This window comes from Bacillus siamensis KCTC 13613 (assembly GCF_000262045.1).
Classification (GTDB): Bacteria; Bacillota; Bacilli; order Bacillales; family Bacillaceae; genus Bacillus; species Bacillus siamensis.
The window spans coordinates 276,667-283,134 of record NZ_AJVF01000040.1; the positions used below are offsets into that span (position 1 = coordinate 276,667).

Below are 6,468 nucleotides of genomic sequence, written 5' to 3' on the forward strand. Positions count from 1 at the left end.
ATATGTTAGAAGAAATAACAGATCCCGATGAAAGAGAGTGATAGTGTGGAAAAGACAACATTGACCGGGCGCATCGTCAGAAAAGATGACCCGGACTATAATGAAGCAAGAACCAATATCAACTTAAGCCTGCAAAGATATCCGGACATCATTGTGTTTTGCCAAAACAAACATGATGCCGTCAATGCACTGAGATGGGCGCGTGAGAATAACGTGCCTTTCCGCATCAGAGGCGGAAGACACAGCTACGAGAATTTTTCCCTGTTAAATGACGGGCTTGTCATTGATCTTAGTGAAATGAAGAAAATAAGAGTGAATAAAGATAAGCGGCTGGTCTCGATTGAAGCGGGTGCCGATTTGGGAGAAGTGTACCGGACACTCTGGCGGTACGGCTTGACTCTTCCCGCGGGAACCATTGCAAATGTGGGAATCACGGGGCTGGCGCTCGGAGGAGGAATCGGATATTTAACAAGGGCTGCCGGCCTGACTTGCGATCGTCTCCTCCAACTCGAAATGATCACAGCAGACGAAAAAGCGGGTGCTGAATTGATAACAGTCAACCGCTCAAAGCATCCTGATTTATTTTGGGCGTCTCAGGGCGGAGGCGGCGGCAACTTCGGCATTGTCACATCTATGGTGTTTAAAGCCGTGCCGATCTCGTACGTAACTATTTTTTCTGTCACTTGGGGCTGGGATGATTTCGAGGAGGTATTTAATACGTGGCAGAACTGGGCTCCATTTACAGATAACCGGCTTACTTCATCCATTCAGTTTTGGCCTAAAGAAGTCAACCGCATAGAAGCGCTCGGCCAATTTATCGGAACAAAAAATGAGCTGAAAGAACTGCTGGCTCCGTTAATGAAAGCGGGAAACCCGACAAGCGGCATGGTCAAGACAGTTCCGTTTATTAGAGCGGCAGCCTTTTTTAACAGCCCGGGAGGCAATGAGCCGCAAAAGATGAAGCGGTCAGGATCCTTTATTGAAAAACCATTGTCAACACGCGCAATTTCTGCTTTAAAATACTACTTGGAGCACGCTCCGAATAAAAACGCCAGTGTCTGGCAGCAATCTCTCGGCGGGGCGGCCGGACGGATCGCTCCGGATCAAACGGCATTCTACTATCGCGACGCAATCATTGCCCAGGAATATATAACAAACTGGACATCTCCTGAAGAGGAAAGACAAAACGTCCGCTGGATCGAAGAGCTGAGAACGTCTCTTTCAAGAGAAACGATGGGGGATTACGTAAATTGGCCTGATATAGAAATCAGAAACTGGCTGCGGACATATTACGGAGGAAATGTCGACCGCCTCCGTCAAGTCAAAACGAAGTATGACCCGGAAAACGTATTCCGCTTTGAGCAGAGCATTCCGCCGTTTCGCCGGTCACCGTTTTTCTAAAAAAAGATGAAGATGGACACACTCCATCCTCATCTTTTCTTTTTTATTGATATAAATGGCTTCCCTTCTCGACAAACTCTTTTGCTTTTTCTTTTAATCCTTCATTGAGGGCCTCGTCTTCAGTCAGACCGTTTTCTTTCGCATAATCGCGAATATCCTGAGAAATTCTCATGCTGCAAAACTTCGGGCCGCACATCGAACAGAAGTGAGCCGTTTTTGCGCCTTCAGCCGGCAGCGTTTCATCATGATATTCCATTGCTCTTTCAGGATCAAGCGACAAATGAAATTGATCGCGCCACCGGAATTCAAACCGCGCCTTAGACAGAGCATCATCACGGATCTGAGCACCCGGATGCCCTTTGGCAAGGTCTGCCGCATGGGCCGCGATTTTATACGTAATGACTCCCTCTCTTACATCATCACGATTCGGCAGGCCCAAATGCTCCTTCGGCGTGACATAACAAAGCATCGCCGTCCCGTACCAGCCGATCATCGCCGCGCCGATCGCCGAAGTAATATGGTCATAGCCCGGAGCGATATCAGTCGTTAATGGGCCCAGTGTATAAAAAGGCGCCTCTTTACAAATTTCCAGCTGTTTGTCCATGTTCTCTTTAATTTTATGCATTGGCACATGACCCGGTCCTTCAATCATCACTTGCACATCGTGCTTCCACGCGATTTCCGTCAATTCCCCGAGAGTCTCCAATTCCGCAAACTGCGCTTCATCATTAGCATCCGCAATCGAGCCGGGACGCAGCCCATCTCCAAGAGAAAATGCAATATCATACGTCTTCATAATTTCACAAATTTCTTCAAAGTGCGTGTACAGAAAACTTTCCTGATGGTGAGCCAGGCACCATTGCGCCATAATCGCCCCGCCGCGGGATACGATTCCCGTCGTGCGTTTGGCCGTTAACGGGACGTAACGAAGCAATACGCCGGCATGGATGGTGAAATAATCCACACCCTGCTCCGCCTGCTCAATCAATGTGTCTCGATAAATGTTCCACGTTAAATCCTCAGCGATGCCGTTTACTTTTTCAAGCGCCTGATAAATCGGCACCGTTCCCACAGGTACGGGGCAATTGCGGATGATCCATTCACGTGTCGTATGAATATCTTTCCCAGTGGATAAGTCCATCATCGTATCGGCGCCCCAGCGAATCGCCCACGTCATTTTTTCGACTTCTTCTTCAATAGAAGATGTAACAGCCGAGTTGCCGATATTTGCATTGATCTTCACATGAAAATTCCGGCCGATAATCATCGGTTCACTTTCAGGATGATTAATATTTGAAGGAATGATCGCCCGGCCGCTGGCTACCTCGTCTCTGACAAATTCGGGAGACACATGCTCGCGAATTGCGATAAACTCCATTTCCGGTGTAATGATGCCTTTTCTCGCATAATGCAATTGTGTAACGTTTTTCCCTGCCTTGGCCCGCAGCGGTTTCCGCTGTAAACCGGGATATTCGGCGGCACGGCCTTCTTTTTTATAGCCGTTGTCCTCAGGTTTCACGGCCCGTCCGTTATATTCCTCCACATCGCCGCGCTTTGTAATCCACTTTGTGCGGAGCGGCTTCAGACCTTCATGAATTTGAATTTGTACATCCGGGTCTGTATACGGTCCGCTCGTATCATAAACACGGACCGGCGGATTCTCCTCTTCCCCGAACGCCCCCGTTGTCGGACTGAGGCTGATTTCCCGCATCGGCACTCGTATGTCAGGCGAAGAACCCTTTACATAAACCTTTTTACTGCCTGAAAAACTCGACATAATAGAAATGTTCGCTTGCTGTACTGATTGATTTTGCATACAAATCTCTCCCTTATCCATTTGAATAACAGAACCAAGCTCAGCACCAGCACAAAAAAACCGGATTCATTGGAGAACCCGGTTTTGCAGTCAGAAAGAAACTATTATTGTTTTCCACAACAATAATAAAACCTTTACTTCCCCACGCTGGTACGAACCAGATCAGGTCCAAAGGGTTAAGAAGCCGCCGCTTCTCTCTCAGCCCGCTTAGACGGGCACCCCCAGTAACTATTCATTTCGGTTTCATCGTAACATAATTTGCATACAAAAAAAAGTATATTATCAAAATTCAGATAACTGAATGACTGGAAGCTCTGTTTCCCTTACGCCTTCTTCAGTATCAAAAACCCTGTAACCCTTTGCCGTTTCCCGGGAAGAGACAGACCGGAACAGCTGATCGTTTTTATAATGAAGCGCAGCGCCGTCATCAGCGGCATAGCCCTCCTGAAGTTTATTTTCTGAAATCAGACGGTGATACACCGGCCGGCGCTCCGCTTCTCCGTCATAGTGAGGACAAAAGCTTCCAGGCAAAAACCCTAAAGCTTGCAACTCTCTCAAATCTCCTGACGAATCTGTCACTCCTTCTTCAAACCAGCAAATCGCCCCGGCGCTGAGACCAGCCAAGATTACACCGTTCTCCCAAGCCTCACGCAGAATAAGGCCGAGCCCCCATTCTTTCCATAAGACAAGCATATTACGCGTATTGCCGCCGCCGACATATATGATATCTTTCTTCATGAGAAAGGACCTGAGATCAGAACACGGCGGTTTAAACAGCGACAAGTGATCTGGCTTACACTCCAGCCTTTGAAAGGCCTGATAAAACCTGCCGATATAATTCTCCGAATCTCCGCTTGCCGTCGGCAAAAAACAAACTTCCGGCTTTGACCGCACCGATTGCTCTAAAATATATTGATCCAGCACAAGATGATCCGGCTCCATGGAAAACCCCCCGCCGCCCATTGCAATAATCTGCTTCAACGTCATCACCTCTTTTTTCTCAAGTATAACAGCTCATTAAAAAGACGGTATTCCGTTTTGGATACCGCCTTTTTAATATTTTTCGCATTGCTATCTGAAAAATGAAAAGACACCGTATAAAATAACAGAGATCACCGCAGCAATAAGCACCGGAACAAGCTTCGAGGGTGTCACCGTATTATCACTGAGAGGGAAAGCAAACGCTCCAATTCGCTAATAATAAACTGGTATGGGATCTGAACCGCCCGCAGGCTTATCATTTTTCACAAGCCTTGGAGGGTATTTTCATACAACAAAAAAAGCTTCTACATATGTAGAAGCTTTCTTATACCGGTGGCCGGGGTCGAACCGGCACTCCAGAAGGAACACGATTTTGAGTCGTGCGCGTCTGCCAATTCCGCCACACCGGCATGTAATACGTCGTGTTCAACCGACGTATATAAATATAACATGCATTTTATAAAGTGTCAACGGTTTTAGTAAAGTTTTTTTAATAGTGATGCAGTATACACGCTACAAGCAAGAAACTTCTATTCATAGTCTTGACGCTTTTATTATATAAAAAAAGTGATCTGCAATATGCAAATCACTCTCATATATGTTTTGTAATGTAAAAATTGATGACCAATTTAACATGTTGCGTCCAAAGTTAAATTGGTGCCGAGGGCCGGACTTGAACCGGCACGGTAGTCACCTACCGCAGGATTTTAAGTCCTGTGTGTCTGCCAATTCCACCACCCCGGCAAAAGAAAGGCGACACCCGGATTCGAACCGGGGATAAAGGTTTTGCAGACCTCTGCCTTACCACTTGGCTATGCCGCCGTAATTTGGAGCGGAAGACGGGATTCGAACCCGCGACCCCCACCTTGGCAAGGTGGTGTTCTACCACTGAACTACTTCCGCAGCATGTAAAGAACTTAATACATCTTATGCAGTTATATTAAAAAAATGAAACTGGGCTAGCTGGATTCGAACCAACGCATGACGGAGTCAAAGTCCGTTGCCTTACCGCTTGGCTATAGCCCAATGATAATATGGGGCGATTGATGGGAATCGAACCCACGAGTGCCAGAGCCACAATCTGGTGCGTTAACCACTTCGCCACAACCGCCATAATCTAAAGGTGAATAAATAATATAGTGGCAGGGGCAGTAGGAATCGAACCCACACCGGAGGTTTTGGAGACCTCTGTTCTACCGTTAAACTATGCCCCTATTTATAAAATGGTGGAGGGGGGCAGATTCGAACTGCCGAACCCTGAGGGAGCGGATTTACAGTCCGCCGCGTTTAGCCACTTCGCTACCCCTCCATCATTTAGAGTGCCGGCCAGAGGACTTGAACCCCCAACCTACTGATTACAAGTCAGTTGCTCTACCAATTGAGCTAGGCCGGCAAATGGTGGCTCGGGACGGAATCGAACCGCCGACACACGGATTTTCAGTCCGTTGCTCTACCAACTGAGCTACCGAGCCTTTTTATATAAATGGCGGTCCGGACGGGACTCGAACCCGCGACCTCCTGCGTGACAGGCAGGCATTCTAACCAACTGAACTACCGGACCATTTTTTTTGGTTGCGGGGGCAGGATTTGAACCTGCGACCTTCGGGTTATGAGCCCGACGAGCTACCGAACTGCTCCACCCCGCGATAATAATGGTGGAGGATGACGGGCTCGAACCGCCGACCCTCTGCTTGTAAGGCAGATGCTCTCCCAGCTGAGCTAATCCTCCATCATATAAGTGACCCGTACGGGATTCGAACCCGTGTTACCGCCGTGAAAGGGCGGTGTCTTAACCGCTTGACCAACGGGCCCTGGTATTTTTTCGTTTGTTATGTATTAATAATTAGTGGCGGAGAGCAAGGGATTCGAACCCTTGAGACGGGGTTACCGCCTACACGATTTCCAATCGTGCTCCTTCGGCCACTCGGACAGCTCTCCATAAATGGCTCCGCAGGTAGGATTCGAACCTACGACCGATCGGTTAACAGCCGATAGCTCTACCACTGAGCTACTGCGGAATGAAGTCTGCCTGGCGGCGTCCTACTCTCACAGGGGGAAACCCCCGACTACCATCGGCGCTGAAGAGCTTAACTTCCGTGTTCGGCATGGGAACGGGTGTGACCTCTTCGCTATCGCCACCAAACATTTTAGTGACATGTATTATTATACTATGTATTTCAGAAAAAGCAAGAGTTTTTTTGAAAAAATTCTCTCAAAACTAGATAACAGTAAGCATACATTCAAAAATGGTTAAGTCCTCGATCGATTAG

At 47.8% G+C, this 6,468-nt stretch carries 3 protein-coding genes, 16 tRNA genes, 1 rRNA gene and 1 riboswitch; of the genes, 1 reads left to right on the forward strand and 19 read right to left on the reverse strand.

Features of this window, described 5'->3' with window-relative positions:
* Nucleotides 1-45: 45 nt before the first annotated feature.
* Nucleotides 46-1,401 carry an FAD-binding oxidoreductase gene (locus tag Y79_RS0115155; protein ID WP_016938457.1) on the forward strand — a complete coding sequence of 452 codons (1,356 nt, stop codon included), beginning with the start codon at nucleotides 46-48 and terminating at the stop codon, nucleotides 1,399-1,401.
* A gap of 43 nt (nucleotides 1,402-1,444) precedes the next feature.
* On the opposite strand, the gene thiC is transcribed toward Y79_RS0115155, so the two are convergent.
* From thiC to rrf, 19 genes are all read right to left on the reverse strand, one after another.
* Nucleotides 1,445-3,217 carry a phosphomethylpyrimidine synthase ThiC gene (gene thiC / locus Y79_RS0115160; RefSeq protein WP_016938458.1) on the reverse strand — a complete coding sequence of 591 codons (1,773 nt, stop codon included), beginning with the start codon at nucleotides 3,215-3,217 and terminating at the stop codon, nucleotides 1,445-1,447.
* A 122-nt stretch (nucleotides 3,218-3,339) separates the two neighbouring features.
* Nucleotides 3,340-3,450: riboswitch (TPP riboswitch) on the reverse strand.
* Between the two features lie 49 nt (nucleotides 3,451-3,499).
* Complete coding sequence (locus tag Y79_RS0115165) at nucleotides 3,500-4,198, reverse strand: Type 1 glutamine amidotransferase-like domain-containing protein (protein ID WP_016938459.1); 699 nt, start codon at nucleotides 4,196-4,198, stop codon at nucleotides 3,500-3,502.
* Nucleotides 4,199-4,526: 328 nt separating this feature from the next.
* A tRNA-Leu gene (locus Y79_RS0115170) sits at nucleotides 4,527-4,608 on the reverse strand.
* Nucleotides 4,609-4,853: 245 nt separating this feature from the next.
* Nucleotides 4,854-4,942 (reverse strand) — tRNA-Leu (locus Y79_RS0115175).
* A gap of 7 nt (nucleotides 4,943-4,949) precedes the next feature.
* Nucleotides 4,950-5,020, reverse strand: a tRNA-Cys gene (locus tag Y79_RS0115180).
* Between the two features lie 6 nt (nucleotides 5,021-5,026).
* Nucleotides 5,027-5,101 (reverse strand) — tRNA-Gly (locus Y79_RS0115185).
* A 51-nt stretch (nucleotides 5,102-5,152) separates the two neighbouring features.
* Nucleotides 5,153-5,224, reverse strand: a tRNA-Gln gene (locus tag Y79_RS0115190).
* Between the two features lie 9 nt (nucleotides 5,225-5,233).
* Nucleotides 5,234-5,309 (reverse strand) — tRNA-His (locus Y79_RS0115195).
* A gap of 29 nt (nucleotides 5,310-5,338) precedes the next feature.
* Nucleotides 5,339-5,412, reverse strand: a tRNA-Trp gene (locus Y79_RS0115200).
* Nucleotides 5,413-5,422: 10 nt separating this feature from the next.
* Nucleotides 5,423-5,507: transfer RNA gene (locus tag Y79_RS0115205), tRNA-Tyr, on the reverse strand.
* Nucleotides 5,508-5,518: 11 nt separating this feature from the next.
* Nucleotides 5,519-5,591, reverse strand: a tRNA-Thr gene (locus tag Y79_RS0115210).
* Nucleotides 5,592-5,594: 3 nt separating this feature from the next.
* Nucleotides 5,595-5,670: transfer RNA gene (locus tag Y79_RS0115215), tRNA-Phe, on the reverse strand.
* 12 nt (nucleotides 5,671-5,682) lie between these two features.
* Nucleotides 5,683-5,759: transfer RNA gene (locus Y79_RS0115220), tRNA-Asp, on the reverse strand.
* A gap of 8 nt (nucleotides 5,760-5,767) precedes the next feature.
* Nucleotides 5,768-5,844: transfer RNA gene (locus Y79_RS0115225), tRNA-Met, on the reverse strand.
* A 7-nt stretch (nucleotides 5,845-5,851) separates the two neighbouring features.
* Nucleotides 5,852-5,927 (reverse strand) — tRNA-Val (locus Y79_RS0115230).
* A gap of 10 nt (nucleotides 5,928-5,937) precedes the next feature.
* Nucleotides 5,938-6,009: transfer RNA gene (locus Y79_RS0115235), tRNA-Glu, on the reverse strand.
* Between the two features lie 36 nt (nucleotides 6,010-6,045).
* A tRNA-Ser gene (locus Y79_RS0115240) sits at nucleotides 6,046-6,136 on the reverse strand.
* Nucleotides 6,137-6,141: 5 nt separating this feature from the next.
* Nucleotides 6,142-6,216, reverse strand: a tRNA-Asn gene (locus tag Y79_RS0115245).
* A 9-nt stretch (nucleotides 6,217-6,225) separates the two neighbouring features.
* Nucleotides 6,226-6,341 (reverse strand): 5S ribosomal RNA (gene rrf, locus Y79_RS0115250).
* Nucleotides 6,342-6,468: the final 127 nt, after the last annotated feature.